Origin of the sequence: Pseudomonas sp. B21-015, from assembly GCF_024749285.1 — a bacterium.
GTDB lineage: Bacteria > Pseudomonadota > Gammaproteobacteria > Pseudomonadales > Pseudomonadaceae > Aquipseudomonas.
Window position 1 is genome coordinate 4,607,714 of sequence record NZ_CP087196.1, and the last position, 17,217, is coordinate 4,624,930.

20 protein-coding genes and 1 riboswitch are annotated in these 17,217 nt (G+C 61.4%); of the genes, 2 read left to right on the forward strand and 18 right to left on the reverse strand.

Annotated features, from left to right (window positions below):
• Window positions 1–62: 62 nt before the first annotated feature.
• From LOY38_RS21035 to cobO, 14 genes are all read right to left on the reverse strand, one after another.
• A complete protein-coding gene (locus LOY38_RS21035; protein WP_258696874.1) occupies window positions 63–614 on the reverse strand; it encodes a glutathione peroxidase in 552 nt (183 codons plus the stop codon).
• A gap of 56 nt (window positions 615–670) precedes the next feature.
• A complete protein-coding gene (locus LOY38_RS21040) occupies window positions 671–793 on the reverse strand; it encodes a hypothetical protein (RefSeq protein WP_258696875.1) in 123 nt (40 codons plus the stop codon).
• Window positions 790–1,998, reverse strand: coding sequence for an MFS transporter (locus LOY38_RS21045; protein WP_258696876.1), 1,209 nt, complete (start codon window positions 1,996–1,998; stop codon window positions 790–792). The genes LOY38_RS21040 and LOY38_RS21045 overlap by 4 nt, the downstream gene beginning before the upstream one ends.
• Before the next feature lie 52 nt (window positions 1,999–2,050).
• Window positions 2,051–2,455: a MarR family winged helix-turn-helix transcriptional regulator gene (locus LOY38_RS21050; RefSeq protein ID WP_258696877.1), complete on the reverse strand. Its 405-nt coding sequence runs from the start codon at window positions 2,453–2,455 to the stop codon at window positions 2,051–2,053.
• Between the two features lie 62 nt (window positions 2,456–2,517).
• A complete protein-coding gene (locus tag LOY38_RS21055) occupies window positions 2,518–3,249 on the reverse strand; it encodes an adenosylcobinamide-GDP ribazoletransferase (protein ID WP_258696878.1) in 732 nt (243 codons plus the stop codon).
• A 2-nt stretch (window positions 3,250–3,251) separates the two neighbouring features.
• Window positions 3,252–3,827 carry an alpha-ribazole phosphatase family protein gene (cobC, locus tag LOY38_RS21060; protein WP_258696879.1) on the reverse strand — a complete coding sequence of 192 codons (576 nt, stop codon included), beginning with the start codon at window positions 3,825–3,827 and terminating at the stop codon, window positions 3,252–3,254.
• Complete coding sequence (gene cobT, locus LOY38_RS21065; protein WP_258696880.1) at window positions 3,824–4,879, reverse strand: nicotinate-nucleotide--dimethylbenzimidazole phosphoribosyltransferase; 1,056 nt, start codon at window positions 4,877–4,879, stop codon at window positions 3,824–3,826. The genes cobC and cobT overlap by 4 nt, the downstream gene beginning before the upstream one ends.
• On the reverse strand, window positions 4,876–5,397 hold the full coding sequence (gene cobU, locus LOY38_RS21070; protein ID WP_258696881.1) for a bifunctional adenosylcobinamide kinase/adenosylcobinamide-phosphate guanylyltransferase: 522 nt from the start codon (window positions 5,395–5,397) through the stop codon (window positions 4,876–4,878). Before cobU ends, cobT begins: the two co-directional genes overlap by 4 nt.
• Before the next feature lie 147 nt (window positions 5,398–5,544).
• Window positions 5,545–6,996, reverse strand: a complete 1,452-nt coding sequence (locus LOY38_RS21075; protein ID WP_258696882.1) for a cobyric acid synthase — start codon at window positions 6,994–6,996, stop codon at window positions 5,545–5,547.
• Complete coding sequence (cobD, locus tag LOY38_RS21080; protein ID WP_258696883.1) at window positions 6,993–7,985, reverse strand: threonine-phosphate decarboxylase CobD; 993 nt, start codon at window positions 7,983–7,985, stop codon at window positions 6,993–6,995. Before cobD ends, LOY38_RS21075 begins: the two co-directional genes overlap by 4 nt.
• A complete protein-coding gene (gene cbiB, locus LOY38_RS21085) occupies window positions 7,978–8,886 on the reverse strand; it encodes an adenosylcobinamide-phosphate synthase CbiB (protein ID WP_018925130.1) in 909 nt (302 codons plus the stop codon). Before cbiB ends, cobD begins: the two co-directional genes overlap by 8 nt.
• Window positions 8,883–9,533: a 5,6-dimethylbenzimidazole synthase gene (gene bluB / locus LOY38_RS21090; protein ID WP_258696884.1), complete on the reverse strand. Its 651-nt coding sequence runs from the start codon at window positions 9,531–9,533 to the stop codon at window positions 8,883–8,885. Before bluB ends, cbiB begins: the two co-directional genes overlap by 4 nt.
• The gene (locus LOY38_RS21095) at window positions 9,530–10,930 is read right to left on the reverse strand and encodes a cobyrinate a,c-diamide synthase (RefSeq protein WP_258696885.1); all 1,401 of its coding nucleotides are present in this window, start codon (window positions 10,928–10,930) and stop codon (window positions 9,530–9,532) included. The genes bluB and LOY38_RS21095 overlap by 4 nt, the downstream gene beginning before the upstream one ends.
• Window positions 10,927–11,538, reverse strand: coding sequence for a cob(I)yrinic acid a,c-diamide adenosyltransferase (gene cobO, locus LOY38_RS21100; protein ID WP_059402199.1), 612 nt, complete (start codon window positions 11,536–11,538; stop codon window positions 10,927–10,929). Before cobO ends, LOY38_RS21095 begins: the two co-directional genes overlap by 4 nt.
• 80 nt (window positions 11,539–11,618) lie before the next feature.
• Window positions 11,619–11,854, reverse strand: a riboswitch (cobalamin riboswitch).
• Between the two features lie 154 nt (window positions 11,855–12,008).
• Between cobO and LOY38_RS21105 the strand changes: the two genes are divergently transcribed.
• Both LOY38_RS21105 and LOY38_RS21110 read left to right on the forward strand, forming a co-directional pair.
• On the forward strand, window positions 12,009–12,593 hold the full coding sequence (locus tag LOY38_RS21105; protein WP_258696886.1) for a hypothetical protein: 585 nt from the start codon (window positions 12,009–12,011) through the stop codon (window positions 12,591–12,593).
• A gap of 68 nt (window positions 12,594–12,661) precedes the next feature.
• On the forward strand, window positions 12,662–13,975 hold the full coding sequence (locus tag LOY38_RS21110) for a sorbosone dehydrogenase family protein (protein ID WP_258696887.1): 1,314 nt from the start codon (window positions 12,662–12,664) through the stop codon (window positions 13,973–13,975).
• A gap of 111 nt (window positions 13,976–14,086) precedes the next feature.
• Here LOY38_RS21110 and LOY38_RS21115 read toward each other — a convergent pair whose 3' ends face one another.
• The 4 genes from LOY38_RS21115 to hda form a co-directional block, all read right to left on the reverse strand.
• Window positions 14,087–14,749 (reverse strand): O-methyltransferase, encoded by a 663-nt coding sequence (locus LOY38_RS21115; protein ID WP_258696888.1) that lies wholly within the window; start codon window positions 14,747–14,749, stop codon window positions 14,087–14,089.
• Between the two features lie 68 nt (window positions 14,750–14,817).
• Entirely contained in the window at window positions 14,818–15,354 is a 537-nt protein-coding gene (locus tag LOY38_RS21120) for a C40 family peptidase (protein ID WP_258696889.1), read from the reverse strand.
• A gap of 165 nt (window positions 15,355–15,519) precedes the next feature.
• A complete protein-coding gene (locus LOY38_RS21125) occupies window positions 15,520–16,158 on the reverse strand; it encodes a C40 family peptidase (protein ID WP_258696890.1) in 639 nt (212 codons plus the stop codon).
• A gap of 225 nt (window positions 16,159–16,383) precedes the next feature.
• Complete coding sequence (gene hda, locus LOY38_RS21130) at window positions 16,384–17,088, reverse strand: DnaA regulatory inactivator Hda (protein WP_007898944.1); 705 nt, start codon at window positions 17,086–17,088, stop codon at window positions 16,384–16,386.
• Between the last annotated feature and the right edge of the window lie 129 nt (window positions 17,089–17,217).

The window sequence follows — 17,217 nt, forward strand, 5'->3', positions numbered from 1 at the left end:
CCGCCTGAATTGAAAAAGCCCCGCACTCTTGTATAGAGGCAGGGCTTTTTAGTGCGCGTCGATCAGGGTTTCGAGGCAAGGGCTTTCTCCACCGCCTCGATGAACTCGGGATTGTCGGGCTTGGTCAGGCTGGAGAAATTGGCGATCACCTTGCCCTGGCGATCAACCACGTACTTGTAGAAATTCCACTTCGGCGAACTGCTTTGTTCAGCAAGAACCTTGAATAAATGCGTTGCGTCATCGCCGCGGACCTTTTGCGACTCGGTCATGGTGAAGGTTACGCCGTAGTTCACGTAGCAGACCTTGGCAGTCTCTGCGCCATCTTTGGACTCTTGTTTGAAGTCATTGGACGGAACACCGATCACCTCAAGCCCTTGATCCTTGTAACGCTGATACAGCGCCTCAAGCCCTTTGAACTGCGGGGCGAAGCCACAGAAGCTCGCGGTATTGACCACCACCAGTGGCTTGCCGGCGAAGCGCTGGCACAGATCGATGGATTCCTTGGCACGCAGCTTGGGCAATGAGCCTTGCAACAACTCCGGGCATTCTGCCGCCTGGGCCAACCCGGCAAAAGCCGTCAGCAACGCGGGGACTGCAAGCCAGCGCATCAGCATGTCGGTGCATCCTTGAGCAATCGTCAGAAAACGAAATTACGCGCCTTCGCCGCTTGCTAGCAAGCCCCCATGCCCAACTGCATCAACGCCAGCCCACCCCGATGCCAGCCCCACCATGCCAAGGCCAGCAGCAATACGCCGAGGGCGATTGCAGCCATCCGCGGCCAGAGACTGTTCATGCGGCACTCATCCGGGTTTGCAGACGCGCCACCGGCTGCTCGCGCACCGGCCAGTTCAGGGCTGCCGCCACCAGACTCAAGAGAACCGCCACCTGCCAGATCAAGTCGTAGCTCCCGGTTCGGTCATACACCACCCCGCCCAACCAGCCACCAAGGAACGAGCCCAGTTGGTGGAACAGGAAAACAATCCCACCGAGCATGGACAGATTTCGTACGCCGAACAAGGTCGCTACCGTGCCGTTGGTCAAGGGCACCGTCGACAACCAGAGGAACCCCATGGCCATGCCGAACAAATAAGCCGTGACTTGAGTGACCGGCGCCCAGAGGAACAGCACAATCACCACCGCTCGCAACAGATACAGAGCGGTGAGCAAGCGCGGCTTGGACATCCGCCCGCCAAGCCAGCCCGCGGTATAAGTACCGAAAATATTGAACAGCCCGATCAGCGCCAGCACCGTGGTGCCGACGGAGGCCGGCAAATGTTGATCCACCAGATAGGCCGGCAGGTGCACACCAATGAACACCACTTGAAAACCACAGACAAAAAAGCCGAACGCCAACAGCCAGAACCCCGAATGGGAGCAGGCTTCGCGCAGCGCTTCAGAAAGGGTTTGCTCGTGCCCGAGGATCGGCAGCGGTTTGTCTTTAAGCATGCTCACCAGCGGCACGATCAGCGCCACCAGCAGGCCCAGCACCAGCAAAGCCGCGGACCAGCCAAGCCAGCCGATCAACCCCAGCGTACCGGGCAACATGGCGAATTGACCAAAGGAACCGGCAGCACTGGCGATGCCCATGCCCATGCTGCGTTTTTCCGGTGGCACGGCACGGCCGACCACGCCGAGAATCACCGAGAACGAAGTGCCGGACAGACCGATACCGATCAACAACCCTGCGCTCAAGGACAAGGTTAGCGCCGAATCGGACAAGCCCATGAACACCAGACCCAGGGCGTACAGCACACCCCCGATCAACACCACCTTCGCGGCGCCAAAGCGGTCGGCCAGTGCACCGGTGAACGGCTGCGCCAGGCCCCAGATCAGGTTCTGCAGGGCAATGGCGAAGGCAAACACTTCGCGGCCCCAGCCGAACTCGGCACTCATGGGCGCCAGAAACAACCCGAAGCCGTGTCGCACTCCCAGGGACAACGCCAGAATCAGCGCACTGCCCAACAGCACCCAACCGCATGTACGCCACATTGATGTCATTCTTGCTCTCCGGTAGCGGGTATATACCCGCTTAAGATCGAACAAACTGGCCTCAAGCCAGTTCGTCCAGCAGTTTCAGCAAGGTTTCACGCTTGTCGGCACCCAGACGGTCGATCAACCGCTGCTGCGCCGCTTCCCAGGCCGGCAAGGCCGCTGCCAGACGTTCGCGCCCCGTTTCAGTGAGCAGGACGATGCGATTGCGCATGTCTTCGCCCTCGACCAGCGTCACCAGGCCTTCACCCTCCAGCACCCGCAGATTGCGCCCCAGGGTGCTGCGATCCAGGCCCATGGCCTCGGCCAGAGACGAGATGCTCGGTTGATCCAGACGCTGCAGATTGCACAACAGAGAATACTGGGCAACGTTGATCCCGAAGCCGTCGAGAGCGCCGTCATAATGCCTGGTGACGCCACGAGCGGCGCGACGCAGGTTGGTGCACAAACATTGAGAAGGAAGCATGGTGCGTGTATATACCCGCGGTTAAATGAAAGCAAATTTTTGATACATATTACCTGTGGGATTCAGAGCAGCGCCAAGCCCACCAGTAGCGCCACTTCCAGCAACTCCAGCAACGCCCCGGCGGTATCGCCCGTCGTCCCTCCCAGTCGCCGCAACATCACTTGCCGCAACCAGACAAACACCACAATGGCCAGCACAAGCGCCCATACACCACTGAGGCCCGCCATCAACACACAAGCCACCGCACTGATCGCCAACACCTGCCGCCCGACCAAACGCGGCAGATGATCGGCCAGCGCCTGCCCCAATCCGCCAGGACGCACATAAGGCGTGGTCAGGAATAACCCCAATAACGCGCCGCGGCCAATCAACGGAACGATGATCAGGACCACGCTGTGCTGCTGCTCGATCAATGCCAGCAATGCGGCAAACTTGAGCAGCAACACCAGCACCAGCGTCACCACCGCGATCGGCCCGCTGCGAGGGTCTTTCATGATGGTCAGGGTGCGTTCACGGTCGCCGTAACCACCGAGCCATGCATCGGCGCTATCGGCCAGGCCATCCAGGTGCAACGCACCGCTGAGCAATACCCAGACGCTCAGCAGCAGTGCGGCGTGAAGCAATAATGGCGTGCCTAGCAACAGCCAGTTCAGTGCCCACAAGATCCCGCCGAACAGCAAACCGACCAGCGGATAGAACAGCAGCGACCGGCCCAATTCCTCGGGCGTCGGCATGCCCGGCAGGCGAATCGGCAGGCTGCTCAGAAATTGCAGGGCGATCCAGAACGCCAGCATGATCAGCTCGCTTCCGTTAACAAGGTGCCGGATTCAACCGATAGCGAGAACAGCGCACCATGGCCGACCTCAACATTGAGCAACTGCTCACGCGGTAATTCGCGTGCTTGCGCCAGCAACAAGCGCATGACGCCGCCATGGCTGATCAGCAAGATTCGCTCACCCGCATAGGCCGCGTGCAGCCGCTCGATCGCCGCCAACACCCGTGCCGAAAAGTCCGCCACCGGTTCACCGTCAGGCGGTGTGAACGAATAGGGATCAGCCCAGAACAAGCCCAACGCCTCGGCGCTGGTTTCCATCAGCGCCGCTGCGCTCTGCCCTTCCCAGACACCGAAGTGCAGCTCTTGCAGGTCTTTGTCCAGCTGCACCGGCAAACCCAGTTGTGCCCCAAGCTCTTGCGCAAAGCGTGCACAGCGCTGCAACGGCGAACTGACCAAGCGATCCCAAGGGCCCTGCTCGACCACCGCAGCGCGCATCTGCTCCCAACCCTTACCGGTCAGCGCATCGTCGAGGCTGCCGCGCAAACCGCCGCCGAGTTCGGTTTCGCCATGGCGCAACAGGTCCAGGCGCAAGGTCATGCCGGGCGATCCGCCACCGCGGCTTCGGCGAACGTTGCCATCTGCCCGTGAAGGTCGCAGGCCAGCCGCAACAATGGCACGGCCAACGCCGCACCACTGCCCTCGCCCAGCCGCAGACCGAGGTCCAGCAACGGTTCGGCGTTCAGGGTTTCCAGCACATGGCGATGGCCCGGCTCGGCGCCACGATGACCGAACAGCAACCACTCACGGCAAGCCGGATTCAAACGCACCGCCACCAGCGCGGCAACACTGCAAATAAACCCGTCGACCAATACCGCGACACCTTCCTGGGCACAGGCCAGATACGCACCGACCAGCGCAGCGATTTCGAAGCCACCGAGATTGAACAAGGTTTGCAGCGCATCGCCACGCTGAGTGCCATGCAACGCCAAGGCACGCTCGATGACCCGGGCTTTATGGCTGACACCCGCCGCGTTCAGTCCGGTGCCCGGCCCGGCCAGGTGCACCACCGGGCAATCGAGCAAGGCACAGGCCAACGCGCTGGCCGCCGTGGTGTTGCCGATGCCCATTTCGCCACCGATGAACAACTGCGCGCCTGCTGCGATAGCGCGCTGCACACTGTCGCGGCCGACCTGCAAGGCGAGCTCGCCCTGGGCCTGAGTCATCGCCGGCCCCTGGACGAAATTCGCCGTGCCCGGGCCGATGTTCAGATGACGCACACCCGGCAGATTCAACGACGGTGTAACGGTGCCGAGGTCGACCACTTCAAGAGAAGCCCCCAACTGTCGCGCCAACACGCTGATCGCCGCGCCACCGCTGACAAAGTTGTGCAGCATCTGCCCGGTGACTTCCTGGGGAAACGCCGACACCCCTTCGGCGACCACGCCATGGTCACCGGCAAAAATAGCAATCCACAGCTGATCGAGCGTCGGCTTGACCTGCCCCTGCAACCCGGCCAGTTGCACCGCCACCGATTCGAGCTGGCCGAGCGAGCCGGCAGGCTTGGTCAGTTGCTGTTGGCGCGCCTGCGCCTGTTCGACCACTTGCGCATCGATCGGCTTGCATGGGTTCAGCCACCAGGAGTGAGTCATAACGCAGTTCCTTTCAAAGTCAGGGGCAGGCCGGCGACGGTCAGGACGACACGTTGGCAGCGCTCGGCCAAGGCTTGATGCAGCCAACCGGCTTCATCGACATAGCGGCGAGTCAATTCGCCCAGCGGCACGACACCCATTCCGGTCTCGTTGCTGACAAAAATGATTTCACCCGGCAACGACGCCAGGCAGTCCAGCAGGGCTTCGCGCTCGGCGGCGAGGCGCTCGGCGTCGTCGAGCATCAGCAGATTGGTCAGCCACAGCGTCAGGCAATCCACCAGCAAGCAACGATCGGCACTGGCGCTTTCGCACAACACGCGGGCCAGTTCCAGCGGTTCCTCGATCAACGCCCATTCGGCCGGACGACGGGCGCGGTGATGGGCAACTCGTTCGTTCATTTCACCGTCCAGGGGTTGGCTGGTGGCGATGTAGGTGACGTGTAGCTGACTGTCTGTCGCCAGTTTTTCAGCCAGGCGACTTTTGCCGGATCGGGCGCCGCCGAGGATCAGTTGCAGCATGGTTCAGTCCTTCAAATGTGCGGTGAGGCGACGGGCGTCATCGCGGGCAAGCCCGCTCCCACAAGGATCGAGGCTGTGCACAGATTTTGGTCCACCCAGGGAACCTGTGGGAGCGGGCTTGCCCGCGATGGGGCCTGTGCAGCCACCTCAAATCCCACAGAGTTCACGCAGCAATGAAGTATCCAGATGCTTCTCCACCAGATCCGCCAGTCGCTCGATATCGCGCTCGCGCAGCCCGTGGTAATCGACTTCCTGCACATCCTGCAAACCGGCCCAGCGCAACAACGCACTGCACGCCGCCGGGGATTCGAACAGGCCATGCAGATACGTGCCGAAAATCTGTCCATCGACACTTTGCGCGCCGTCGCAGCGACCATCGTCCAGCCGCACGGCGGCGTTTTCCAGCGCCGGTCCCGTGGTCACGCCGGCATGAATTTCATAGCCGCTGACCTGCGCATCTTCCAGTGCCAGGCGCCCACGCACATTGCGCAACTGCTTCTCTTCTTCAAGTTGCGTTTCGAACGACAGCCAGCCCAAACCGGCACTGGAACCCGGTGCGCCTTCGAGGCCCAGCGGGTCATGCACCTGCTCGCCGAGCATTTGCAGACCGCCGCAGATCCCCAGCACCTTTCCGCCATAGCGCAAGTGCCGCGAGATAGCCGTGTCCCAGCCGTTGGCCCGCAGATACGCGAGGTCGCTGCGCACGCTTTTCGAACCGGGAAGAATCATCAGGTCGGCCGGCGGAATCGTCTGGCCGGGGCCGATGAATTGCAGGTCCACTTGCGGATGCAGGCGCAGTGGATCGAAATCGGTGTGGTTGCTGATGCGCGGCAGTACCGGTACCACCACTTTGAGCACTTGATCGGCCTTGTCGTTCTGACGCTGATCGAGGCCGTCCTCGGCTTCAAGATGCAGGTCCATCACATAAGGCAACACGCCGATCACCGGTTTGCCGGTGCGTGCTTCCAGCCAGTCCAGCCCCGGTTGCAGCAAAGCGATGTCGCCGCGAAAACGGTTGATGATGAAGCCTTTGACCCGCGCCTGTTCGCTGGGCGACAGCAGCTCCAGCGTCCCGACCAAATGCGCGAAAACCCCGCCGCGATTGATGTCGGCGATCAGCACCACCGGGCAATCCACCGCCTCGGCAAACCCCATGTTGGCGATGTCGCCGGCGCGCAGGTTGATCTCTGCCGGCGAACCCGCCCCTTCGACCATCACCAGCGGATACGCCGCGCTCAAACGCTCATGAGAGGCCAGCACCGCTTGCATCGCGATGGCTTTGTAGTCGTGATAGGCGACGGCATTCATCGTAGTGACCGCGCGACCATGAATGATCACCTGGGCACCGGTATCGCTGTTGGGTTTGAGCAGCACCGGGTTCATGTCGGTGTGCGGTTCGAGGTTGGCGGCCTGGGCCTGCACCGCTTGAGCACGGCCGATCTCGCCACCGTCGGCGGTCACGGCGCTGTTGAGGGCCATGTTCTGCGGTTTGAACGGCACGACACTCACGCCCTGACGCGTGACCCAGCGACACAGCGCCGTCACCAGTGTGCTTTTACCGGCGTCGGATGTGGTGCCTTGCACCATCAACGTTGTCATGGGTTTTCCTTGGCATAGGTTTGCAGGGCTTGTTCGAGGCGCGACCAATCCGCTTCATCCGCCGGCAAGCCAAACCGCAGGCTGCTGTTGTGGGTGAACAATCGCAGCAGAATGCCGCGTCGGGCCATGAACTCATGCAGTGCTTCGGCGCGCTCGGTGATCAGCCATTGGAACAACGCGCAGCCGCCCTGAGGTTTGAAACCATACTGTTCAAGCAACAGTGCCAGACGCTCGCCAGCCTCGTCAGTACGAATGCGCTGTCGGGTGTGCCCGTGCGTATCCGTCAGGCACGCCTGGCCCAGCACTCGGGTCGGCCCACTGACGGCCCATGGCCCCACTTGCTCGGCCAGCAGCTTGAGCAACTTGCGCTCAGCCAGCACAAACCCCAGCCGCACACCGGCCAGGCCGAAAAACTTGCCGAAGGAGCGCAGCACGATCAAGCCGATCTGGTTGGCAAACGGCGCCAGGCTCAAATGCGGTGTGTTGTCCATGAACGCTTCGTCAACCACCAGCCAGCCACCGCGTCGGGCCAGCCGCGAATGCCAATCCAGCAGGCGAGCCGGGGTCAGGCTCAGCCCCGTGGGATTGTTCGGATTGACCACCACCAGCACATCAAGGCTGTCGAGAAAGAAATCGACTTCCGACTCCAGCACTTCACGCACGATGTAACCGTTGCGGCGCCAGGCTTCGGCGTGTTCGGCGTAACACGGTGACAGCACGCCGACCTTGCCGGCCCGGCGCAAACGCGGCAGCAACTGGATAGCCATTTGCGAACCCGCCACTGGCAACACCTGAGCCGCACCGTAATAGTCACAGGCGGCCTGCTCCAGACCATCATCGGTTTCCGGCAACCGCGCCCAGGCCCGCAACGGGATGTCCGGAACCGGGAATGGCCAGGGCGCCAGGCCACTGGACAGGTCGAGCCAATCGGCTTCGGCGATACCGTATTCACGCGCAGCCTTGCGCAACCGGCCACCGTGCTCAAGCATAGAATTCAGCCCCCACGCAGAGAATCAGCAGCCATAACCATACCCCGCGCTGGACCAATTGCCAGCCACGGTCGATGGAATCGGCATCCGCCGGCACGCCTTCGCCCAATTGCGGACGTTGATGCAGTTCACCGTGATAAATCGCCGCCCCGCCCAACTCGACACCCAGCGCACCGGCACCGGCCGCCATCACCGGCCCGGCATTCGGACTGTCCCAAGTCGGGCCTTGTGTACGCCAGCACTTCAGCGCCAGCCGGGTTTTGCCCAGCAGCGCGTAGGTCAACGCCACCAGGCGTGCGGGAATGTAGTTCAGGACATCGTCGATCTTTGCCGCGGCCCAGCCGAAACGCTCGAAGCGTTCGTTGCGATAACCCCACATCGCATCCAGGGTATTGCTCAGACGATAGAGCACCACGCCGGGCGCACCCGCCACGGCAAACCAGAACAGTGCGGCGAACACCGCATCGCTGCCGTTCTCCAGCACCGATTCGGTGGCGGCGCGGGCGACTTCGGTTTTGTCCAGCTCGCTGGTCTGGCGGCTGACCAGATAACCGACGCGTGTGCGCGCCTCAACCAAATCATCGCTGCGCAGGGCCTTGGCCACCGGCTCGACATGCTCGCCGAGGCTGCGCATGCCCAGAGCACAATAGAGCGCGAGAATCTCGACGATCCAGCCAACGTAAGGCGCCCAGGACAGCGCGGTGACCAGCAAGGTCAGCGGCACGACCGCCATCACCCAGGCCGTCACACCATGACTGCGCCAGCCGCGGCCAGCGGAGTTGAAACGTTGTTCGATGCGATCGGCAAAACGACCGAACGCCACCAGCGGATGCCAGCGTTTAGGTTCACCCAGCAGCGCATCCAGCGCGACCGCGGCGACACTCAACAACGCCACACTCATTGACTCACTCCCCAATAATTTTCATACAGCAACTCGTTGAGCTGACGCGCCTGCGCCCAGCCTTCGAGTACCAGCATCGGCGCCGGATAGAATTCCTTGACCGGCCCCAGACAAAGAACGGCCAAAGGCTTGGCCCCGGTCGGTAAACCCAGCAAATCCGCCAGGGCTTGCGGCTCGAACAGCGACACCCAGCCCATGCCCAGGCCTTCGGCGCGGGACGCCAGCCAAAGGTTCTGGATGGCGCAGGACAGCGAGGCCATGTCCATTTCCGGCAATGTCCGACGACCGAAAATGTGGCGCTCGCGATCGTCCATCAGCGCGGCGACCAGCACCTCGGCGCAGTCATTGATGCCTTCGACCTTGAGCTTCATGAATTCGTCGGAGCGCTCGCCGAGGGCTTCGGCGGTGCGGATGCGTTCGTCTTCCACCAGGTGCTGGATCTTGCCGCGCAGTGCCCGGTCGCTGATGCGGATGAAACGCCAGGGCTGCATCAGGCCGACGCTCGGTGCCTGGTGTGCGGCTTCGAGCAGACGACGAAGTAACTCAGGCTCGACGGTGCCGCCGCTGAAGTGGCGCATGTCGCGGCGTTCAGCGATTGCCCGATAGACCGCTTCGCGTTCGGCTTCGGAGAATGCGTTGTCAGTCATGGCCTCTTCGCGAGCAGGCTCGCTCCCACATTAGAAACGGTGTTGTCTGACGAAACGCGGTCCACTGTGGGAGCGAGCCTGCTCGCGAAGGCGTCCTGGCGGTCAGGCACAAACAACGCGGCAATCGCCGATGGATTGGACGGAAAATAAAAGTGCACATAAGAGGCCGTCATCCGCCCCTCACGATAAACCGCCTCCGCCCCTCGCCCGCCATTGGGGCTCAAACCTCGAGCAATCGGCTCAAGTTCGGTGCTGGTCAGCGAGTGGTGATAGGTGTGCCCACGCAGCAAACCTTCCGGCAGTTCCACCGCCTGCAAAGCCAACGCGGCAAGACGCTTCTGCATCACCGCGTCACCGGTCAGCAAGCCGACCAGTTCAGCGCGAGTGCCCTCGACATCGGTCAACGAATCCAACAGATACAACATGCCGCCACACTCGGCCAGCAACGGCTTGCCCGCCGCGTGGTGAGCGCGGATGGCGGTCAGCATCGATGTGTTTTGCGACAACGCCACATGGTGCAATTCGGGGTAGCCGCCCGGCAGATAAAGACTGTCTGCCTCCGGCAAGCCGGTGTCGCGGATAGGCGAGAAGAACGACAATTCGGCGCCCATGGCCCGTAGCAGATCCAGGCTCGCGCCATAGGTAAACGCGAAGGCTTCGTCCCGGGCCACGGCAATCCGCACACCGGCCAGCAACGGTTCGGCGGCGATCATTTCAGGCGCAGCGAACTCTACGGCCGGCGGCAACGCCACATCGCAACTGCTGGCCAGTGAGGCGGCCGCCGCATCAAGGCGCAGGTCGAGGTCATTCAGTTCGCTGGCCTGAACCAGGCCGAGATGCCGGCTCGGCAATTCGATCCCGGTCTCCCGGGACAACGCGCCGTACCAGCGCAAGCCTTCCGTCAGGCTACCTTCAAGCAATTGCGCGTGACGCAAGGTGCCGACCCGGTTGGCCAACACACCGGCAAACGGCAAATCCGGCTGATAGCGCGCAAGCCCCAGGGCCAGTGCGCCAAAGGTCTGCGCCATCGCGGTGCCGTCGATCACGCCGAGCACCGGCACACCGAAGTGCCGCGCCAGGTCAGCGCTGGACGGCGTACCGTCGAACAGCCCCATGACGCCTTCGATGAGGATCAGGTCCGCCTCACCGGCAGCCTCCCACAACAGGCGGCGACTTTCCTGCTCGCCGACCATCCACATGTCCAGTTGATACACCGGCGCACCGCTGGCACGCTCGAGAATCATCGGGTCGAGAAAGTCCGGGCCGCATTTGAACACACGGACCTTGCGCCCCTGATTGCGGTGCAACCGGGCCAGCGCGGCGGTGACGGTGGTCTTGCCCTGACCGGAGGCCGGCGCGGCAATCAGCACCGCCGGGCAATGACGTGGCTGTCTCACAACTCGACGCCTTTTTGCGCTTTGATTCCGGCCTGGAACGCGTGCTTGATCACACCCATTTCGGTGACGGTATCGGCCAGCTCGATCATCTCCGGTTTGGCGCCACGACCGGTGACCACCACGTGTTGCATCGGCGGACGGGCCTGCAAGTCGCTGAGCACCTGATCGAGATCGAGATAACCGTGCTTGAGGGCAATGTTCAGTTCATCGAGCACCACCAGACCAATGGACGGATCGCGCAGCAGTTCCTGAGACACAGCCCAGGCGGCTTCGGCGGCGGCGATGTCGCGCTGGCGGTCCTGGGTTTCCCAGGTGAAGCCCTCGCCCATCACATGAAAACGCACTTGCTCCGGGAAACGCCGGAAGAACAGTTCTTCGCCGGTGCTGTTGCGGCCCTTGATGAACTGCACCACGCCACACTGCATACCGTGGCCCATGGATCGGGCGAGCATGCCGAACGCCGAGCTGCTCTTGCCTTTGCCGTTGCCGGTCAACACCAGCAGCAGGCCGCATTCATTCGGGGAGTTGGCGATGCGTTCGTCGATCACGGCTTTTTTGCGCTGCATGCGCGCCAGGTGGCGTTCGTCACGATCGGGGGTATCAGTCATGGGGGAGCTCTCCGTTGAGGCTGGATAACGGCGGGCAGGCACAAGAATAGACGGCAAGAAGCCTGGCATCGCCCACCGTGATGCCGTTGGATGGATCAGGCCGGTCTCCGGGCTCATGAGCGGCACTTGGCCCAACTGCGCGCCTTCCCATGTCGAGACTCGACACAGTGGCTCCAGGCGCAGCCTTCACTCATTTACCGTTGCGGGGGCAGCGTCGGGATCATGACTCTTCGTTGCTTGAAGATAGTCACTCACCGACTTCCCTGTTTCACTCTGTCGACCAAGGCCACAGAGCACCTGAAACAAGCCGCGAAGGTTAGAGGGTTGGGGGTGGAGCGTCAATTAAAGCCGGACCGCCTGCCAGCGAATAACTGCCGTCGATCAATTAACTGACGCCAATCTTGTGCCACACCGCCAGCAGTGATATCAAAGAGCCACAACCTCACAACACAATAACAAAGGTGAGCCACATGCAAGGCATGATCATCAGCAATCCGAAGCTGGAATTCCTGCGCCCGGTGCTGGAACGCTGGTTTGACTGTATCGACCGCTACAATGCCGTGCGCGGCGATAACGATACGCCTTACTGGTACGACGAAAACGCCAACCTCGGCCTGCTCTCTGCCGCGGCCTGGATGGCGGAAATGATCACGCTGCAGCAAACGCAGACCCGCAAACAAACCGAAGAAGGCGAACGCAACGCCCGCGCCGATCTGTTCATCGCCACCAGCGAAGAACGCGCGTACCTCCAGGTGACCCAGCGTTGGCCGCGAGTCAATAGCCTGAACCTGACCCAGGCACTGGCGGACATCACCAGCGACGCAAAGCGAATCAGCTATGCCAGCGACCTGAAGCTCGGCTGTCTGTTTGTCGCGCCACAAAAAGCCCAGCACAGCGCCACCCCGGAAGAGCTCCAGGACATGCTCGACGATCTGCAAAAGGAACACACCTGCGCCGCGGCCTGGTATTTCCCCTACGCCTATCGCAAGTTGCGCAATGAAGCCGGCAACTACCACCCGGGCATCGCCGTGCTGTTCAAGGAAGCCCGCGGCTGACCGGTTGAACCATCGGGTGCCTACGCTTCTCTATGATTACGTCAATGCATTCATAGGGAAGATCAGTAATGCGCAAACCCCAGCTCGTTTTCATCATCGCGCTCGCCGGAGGGCTCGCCGCCTGTGGTGAAACCTCCAGCCTGCAAGTCTCGGACGGCACCGGACCGTCGCCCAAGCTGCCAGAACCGAACAAAACCCTGATCCCGACGGTGAACATCGCCCCGGCGATCGGCTGGCCTCAAGGTGCAAAACCTGTCGCCGCGGCGGGGACTCAGGTGGCGGCGTTTGCCGAAGGCCTCGATCATCCGCGCTGGCTTTACGTGTTGCCCAATGGCGACGTGCTGGTGGCCGAAACCAATGCGCCACCTAAACCTGACGACGGCAAAGGCATTCGCGGCTGGGTCATGGGCAAAGTCATGGGGCGCGCAGGTGCCGGCGTCCCCAGCCCGAACCGCATCACCCTGCTGCGGGACAAGGACCACGACGGCGTCGCCGAAACCCGCACGGTGTTCCTGGAAAACCTCAACTCGCCCTTCGGCATGACCCTGGTCGGCAATGACCTGTACGTTGCCGACACCGACCGCCTGCTGCGTTTCCACTATGAAAACGGCGAAACGGCGATCAAGTTGCCGCCGATCAAGGTGGTCGATCTGCCGGGCGGCACGCTGAATCACCACTGGACCAAAAACGTCATCGCCAGCAAGGACGGCAGCAAGTTGTACGTCACCGTAGGCTCGAACAGCAACGTCGGCGAAAACGGCATGGATCAGGAAGAAGGCCGCGCGGCGATCTGGGAAGTGGACCGCGCCACCGGCAACCATCGGATCTTCGCCTCAGGGATTCGCAACCCAAACGGTCTGGCCTGGGAGCCACAGAGCGGCGCACTGTGGACCGCGGTCAACGAGCGTGACGAAATCGGCAGCGACCTGGTGCCGGACTACATCACTTCAGTGAAGGATGGCGGGTTCTACGGCTGGCCTTACAGCTATTACGGGCAGCATGTCGATGTTCGCGTCGAGCCGCAAAACCCTGCTCTGGTCGCCAAGGCCATTGCGCCAGATTACGCGGTGGGGCCCCATACCGCGTCGCTGGGCCTGACGTTCGCCGAAGGCAGCAAACTGCCGGCGCCGTTCACCCAAGGTGCCTTCATCGGCCAGCACGGCTCGTGGAACCGCAAGCCACACAGCGGCTACAAAGTGATTTTCGTGCCGTTCAGCGCCGGCAAACCGACCGGGAAGCCAGTGGATGTGCTCACCGGTTTCCTCAACGACGAGGAAAAAGCCATGGGCCGGCCGGTGGGCGTGGTAATCGATCAGCAGGGCGGCCTGCTGGTGGCGGATGATGCGGGGAACAAGGTGTGGCGCGTTTCGGCGGCTCAATAACTGCGACACACATCACTGTGGGAGCGAGCCTGCTCGCGATGGGGTCAGCACATTCAAAGACGATGTGGCCTGACGCACCGCTATCGCGAGCAGGCTCGCTCCCACAAGGGATCAGCGTTTACGACAGAGCGTGAGGCCATCCCCCAGCGGCAACAACGACAGATCCACACGCGAGTCATCCTTCAAGGCGCGATTGAGCGCCTGGATGGCTCGGGTGTCTTCGCTCTCGGGATTCGCCTCAAGCACCCGCCCGCTCCATAGCGTGTTGTCGAACACTGCCAGACCACCGACCCGCAGCAAACGCAGCGCATGCTCCAGGTAAGTCGGATAATTGGCCTTGTCGGCATCAATGAAAATCAGATCGTAGTGCTCGCCTTGCCCTTGCCGCTCAAGCTGCGCGAGGGTTTCCAGCGCAGGAGCCAGACGCAGATCAATGCGCCCGGCGAGACCTGCTTCCTGCCAGTAACGACGAGCAGTGGCATTGTAATCGCCTGGCATATCGCAACAGATCAGCGAACCGTCATCCGGCAATGCAGCGGCCATGCACAAGGCGCTGTAACCGGTGAAGGTACCGACTTCCAGCAAACGCCTGGCGCCGATGAGTTTGACCAGCAACGCGAGGAACTGCCCCTGCTCCGGCGCCACCTGCCAGCGAGCCATGGGCAGCGCCTGGGTTTCGTCGCGCAGGCGCTTGAGCAGCGGCGTTTCTCGCAGGGAAACGTCGAGCAGGTAGTGGTACAGGGAATCGTCGAGATTGAGCGTGCGAGCGGTCATGACAACCTCCGTTAAGCCATTCTCAATGAGCTTCCCCATCGCGCCGGGAATTCATTGAGAACGCCCCCCTATGGATTATGTGCCAAGTGCTCAGGCTGCAGGACGCGCTTGGCGCTCAGATAGGCTTTCTGCCAATAAGCTTTGGACAAGCTGTCCAGCTTGACCGTGCCGCCCGTGGCTGGCGCATGGACGAAGCGGCCTTCGCCGACGTAGATGCCAGCATGGCTGACCTGGGAGCCGCCATTAGTGGCGAAGAAAATCAGGTCGCCGGTTTGCAGGCCTTCCTTGCCGACATTGGGGGCTTGCATGCCGATCATCTCTCGTGTGGACCGCGGCAAGGAAATACCCGCGACATCGCGATAGACGTAACCGATCAGACCACTGCAATCAAACCCGGAATCCGGCGTGTTGCCGCCCCAGCGATAAGGTGTTCCCACCAGGCCGAGCGCGCGAAACAACACATCTTCTGCCGCCGGGGAAAAGGCTTGGGAGGAACCGAAAACAATGGGCGCGCGAACTACCGGCGCAGGTGGCGGTGTGCGGCTGGCGCAGGCGCTGAGCAGCGCTGCGAAGACCATGAGTGCGAGGCGGGCCGACATCGTCATAAACAGAACATCCTGATCTGGCTGCGGCTTTTTCTGCCACAAAGGCAGAAAAGAAAACCGCCTGCGCAGAACGCAGGCGGTTTGCCATCAATAATAGATCAGGATTCTAGCGGCTACGCGGCAAACTTCAAGTAAGACTTTAAGTTCACCTTATAAACTGTCTGCTTACTTGCGTGCAGTGACGATAGCCGGGGCCACAGTCGGCGCCATCGCGAGTGCGCGCTTGGCTTCGATGAAGGTCTTGTTCCAGTAGCTGTCGCCCAGGCTATCGATCCGGACACCGCCGCTTTTGCGGCTGCTGGAGTGGATGAACTGGTTGTCACCCAGGTAGATCCCGGCGTGACTGACACGACCGCGACGGCCATTGGTGGCGAAGAACAGCAGATCACCCGGCTTGAGGGCGCTGCGAGCAACCTGCGGAGCGTCAACGTTGATCATTTCGCGGGTGGAGCGCGGCAGGTTCATGCCGGCCTCTTCACGAAACAGATAACCGATGAAGCCGCTGCAGTCGAAGCCTGCCTCGGAGGTGCCGCCGAAACGGTAACGGGTACCGATCAGGGACATGCCACGTTCGAGGATGCTGTCGGCCAGAACCGGAAGTTGGTATGACTTGCCGCCGGCGAAGTCTGCCAGTTCTTTATTGGTGGCTAGCTCTTCCTGGAAAAGAACGGAAGAAGACTGCGCGGTAACTGAATTTGAAACCCGCTGTTGTTGCTCTTGCTGAGACACTGGAGAGTGGGCAGCGCAACCGAACAACAGGGTGACGAGTGCGAGAGGCACGAGGGGTGCGAAGCGATTTAGCATGGGCACGACCGTGGCTGATAGTTGTAAAGAAGCCGAGACTATGCCCGCTATCAACCTCATTTGCAAATTCAATCGATCTTTATGTGACTTATCGGCTTCTCGTTTACATCTAAGCGCTTAAGCCCATTTTGAATCTTTGCGCAGCCTGCCCCCTTGCAGGAAAGCGGATTTGTTGACGCCTGAAATATGCCTAGCCCGCGTAAAACCTGGGCTTTACCAGGTTTTTTACCAACCGAGGGTTTCTTTCAGGAACGGGATTGTCAGCTTGCGCTGAGCTTGAAGGGAGGCCTGATCGAGGCGCTCAAGCAACTCGAAAAGCGCACTCATGCTGCGGGTCCCGCGGGTCAAAATAAAATGCCCGACTTCATCGGTCAGGTGCAGGCCACGACGAGATGCGCGCAACTGCAAGGCACGCAATTTGTCTTCGTCAGAGAGCGGGCGCATCTGGAAGATGAGTGCCAGTGTCAGCCGCGACTTGAGGTCCGCCAGCTTCACCGGTAGTTCGCGCGGGGATGTCGAGGCGGCGATCAGCAGACGTCGACCGCTGTCACGCAGACGATTGAACAGATGGAACAGCGCCTCTTCCCAATCCGCCTTGCCGGCGACCGCCTGCAAATCGTCCAGGCAGACCAGCTCGTATTGTTCGAGGTTGTCGAGGATTTCGATACCGCGGTCCAGCAACTCGGCCAACGGCAGGTACACCGCCGGCTCCCCCAGCTGTTCGAAGCGCAGACACGCCGCCTGCAACAAATGCGTGCGCCCTACCCCGTCCTTGCCCCAGAGATAAATCAGGCTTTCCGTCCAGCCGGCGTCGGCTTCGCAGAGCCGCTCGACATAGCCGAGTGCAGCGGCATTGGCGCCTGGGTAGTAATTGATAAAGGTAGCGTCATCACGCAGACGCACACCTAGGGGCAGCTGAATCGGTTTCATGCTGACTGAACAGTTCCAAAGGAACCGTTAGTGGCCTCTGTGTAAAGTTTGCGAAGTTTATACCCGTGAAGCTGACCGCACAATGCGACAGACCACAAGCAAAATCAAAGGTTTGCGTTAACCAGTTTC

Bases quoted from the DNA above. Each gene is read 5' to 3' on its own strand.
- LOY38_RS21035 (WP_258696874.1), bottom strand. From the start codon at position 614: ATGCTGATGCGCTGGCTTGCAGTCCCCGCGTTGCTGACGGCTTTTGCC.
- LOY38_RS21040 (WP_258696875.1), bottom strand. From the start codon at position 793: ATGAACAGTCTCTGGCCGCGGATGGCTGCAATCGCCCTCGGCGTATTG.
- LOY38_RS21045 (WP_258696876.1), bottom strand. From the start codon at position 1,998: ATGACATCAATGTGGCGTACATGCGGTTGGGTGCTGTTGGGCAGTGCG.
- LOY38_RS21050 (WP_258696877.1), bottom strand. From the start codon at position 2,455: ATGCTTCCTTCTCAATGTTTGTGCACCAACCTGCGTCGCGCCGCTCGT.
- LOY38_RS21055 (WP_258696878.1), bottom strand. From the start codon at position 3,249: ATGCTGGCGTTCTGGATCGCCCTGCAATTTCTGAGCAGCCTGCCGATT.
- cobC (WP_258696879.1), bottom strand. From the start codon at position 3,827: ATGACCTTGCGCCTGGACCTGTTGCGCCATGGCGAAACCGAACTCGGC.
- cobT (WP_258696880.1), bottom strand. From the start codon at position 4,879: ATGACTCACTCCTGGTGGCTGAACCCATGCAAGCCGATCGATGCGCAA.
- cobU (WP_258696881.1), bottom strand. From the start codon at position 5,397: ATGCTGCAACTGATCCTCGGCGGCGCCCGATCCGGCAAAAGTCGCCTG.
- LOY38_RS21075 (WP_258696882.1), bottom strand. From the start codon at position 6,996: ATGACAACGTTGATGGTGCAAGGCACCACATCCGACGCCGGTAAAAGC.
- cobD (WP_258696883.1), bottom strand. From the start codon at position 7,985: ATGCTTGAGCACGGTGGCCGGTTGCGCAAGGCTGCGCGTGAATACGGT.
- cbiB (WP_018925130.1), bottom strand. From the start codon at position 8,886: ATGAGTGTGGCGTTGTTGAGTGTCGCCGCGGTCGCGCTGGATGCGCTG.
- bluB (WP_258696884.1), bottom strand. From the start codon at position 9,533: ATGACTGACAACGCATTCTCCGAAGCCGAACGCGAAGCGGTCTATCGG.
- cobO (WP_059402199.1), bottom strand. From the start codon at position 11,538: ATGACTGATACCCCCGATCGTGACGAACGCCACCTGGCGCGCATGCAG.
- LOY38_RS21105 (WP_258696886.1), top strand. From the start codon at position 12,009: ATGCAAGGCATGATCATCAGCAATCCGAAGCTGGAATTCCTGCGCCCG.
- LOY38_RS21110 (WP_258696887.1), top strand. From the start codon at position 12,662: ATGCGCAAACCCCAGCTCGTTTTCATCATCGCGCTCGCCGGAGGGCTC.
- LOY38_RS21115 (WP_258696888.1), bottom strand. From the start codon at position 14,749: ATGACCGCTCGCACGCTCAATCTCGACGATTCCCTGTACCACTACCTG.
- LOY38_RS21120 (WP_258696889.1), bottom strand. From the start codon at position 15,354: ATGACGATGTCGGCCCGCCTCGCACTCATGGTCTTCGCAGCGCTGCTC.
- LOY38_RS21125 (WP_258696890.1), bottom strand. From the start codon at position 16,158: ATGCTAAATCGCTTCGCACCCCTCGTGCCTCTCGCACTCGTCACCCTG.
- hda (WP_007898944.1), bottom strand. From the start codon at position 17,088: ATGAAACCGATTCAGCTGCCCCTAGGTGTGCGTCTGCGTGATGACGCT.